This is a genomic window from Grimontia marina, assembly GCF_900060185.1.
Taxonomy (GTDB): domain Bacteria; phylum Pseudomonadota; class Gammaproteobacteria; order Enterobacterales; family Vibrionaceae; genus Enterovibrio; species Enterovibrio marinus.
Genome location: NZ_FIZY01000157.1, coordinates 1 through 1,362, shown reverse-complemented (window position 1 = coordinate 1,362; position 1,362 = coordinate 1). Strand labels below are relative to the sequence as shown.

Genomic DNA, 1,362 nt, shown 5'->3' with positions numbered 1-1,362 from the left:
GACCCGGCGGGCAACACCGCCAATGGCTCAGACAGCGCGGTACTGGATGTCGGCAGCACGGCGCCGGGCACGCCTGTGGTCACCATCACCGAAGATGCCGACAACGACGGCTACATCAATGATGCCGAACTGGTGGGTCAGGTGAACATCACCGTGGCCCTGACCGGCGGCACCGCCGTGGGCGACACCCTTGTGGTCACCGACCAGGATGGCACGGTCATCTTCTCCGGTCCGGTGACGCAGGACATGCTGGACAATGGCCTTGACCTGGCGATTGATGCACCAGCCAGTGGCACCAATCTGGTGGTCACCGCCACCGTCACCGATGCGGCGGGCAACACCGCCAATGGCAGTGACAGTGCGATACTGGATACCAGTGGCGGCAACCCGAATCTGGGCGCGCCGACCCTGACCATTGATGAAGATGCCAACAATGATGGCTACATCAATGACGACGAGCTGGATGGCGACATCAACTACAGCGTGACGTTGGGTGAAGGCACCGAAGTGGGTGACACCATCGTTATCACCGACCAGGATGGCAATGAGGTGTACAGCGCCACCATTACCCAGGACATGCTGGACAATGGCCTGTCGCTGACGCTGACCCCTCCAGCCACTGGCACCGGCCTGACCCTGACGGCTACCGTGACCGACACCAGTGGCAACACTGCCACCGGCAGTGACTCCGCCACCCTGGATTACGGCGAGGGCACCGGCGCACCGGCTGCGCCGACCGTCGAGATTACCGAAGATGCCAACGATGATGGTTACATCAACGATGGCGAGCTCAGCGGCGAGGTGGATATCACCATCACCCTGGGCGCCGGTACCGCCGTGGGTGACACCATTGTGGTCACCGACCAGGATGGCAACACCCTGTTCTCCGGCCCTGTGACCCAGGACATGCTGGACAATGGCCTTGACCTGTCTGTGGCTGCGCCAGCGACCGGCACCACCCTGGAGATTACCGCCACCATTACCGACCCTGCGGGTAACACCGCTGAGGGCTCTGACTCGGCTACCCTGGATTACGGCACAGGCACCGGCGCACCGGCGTCGCCAACGGTGGTGATTGATGAGGATGCCAACAACGACGGCTACATCAATAGCGCTGAGCTCGATGGTGACATCAACATCACCGTCACCCTGGGTGCAGGCACCGCGGTAGGCGACACCCTGATTGTGACCGACCAGGATGGCAATGCACTGTTTAACGGCACCGTGACTCAGGACATGCTGGACAACGGCGTGCCGGTCACCATGACCGCGCCAGCCACCGGCACCACCATTACCGTGACGGCCACCGTCACTGACCCGGCGGGCAACACCGCCAACGGCAGTGATGCGGCCACCCTGGAT

General features: G+C 62.6%; 1 pseudogene. It reads left to right on the top strand.

What is annotated here, in order from left to right:
* Window positions 1-177: 177 nt before the first annotated feature.
* Window positions 178-1,362: pseudogene (locus GMA8713_RS25670) on the top strand (hypothetical protein); the annotation flags it as partial.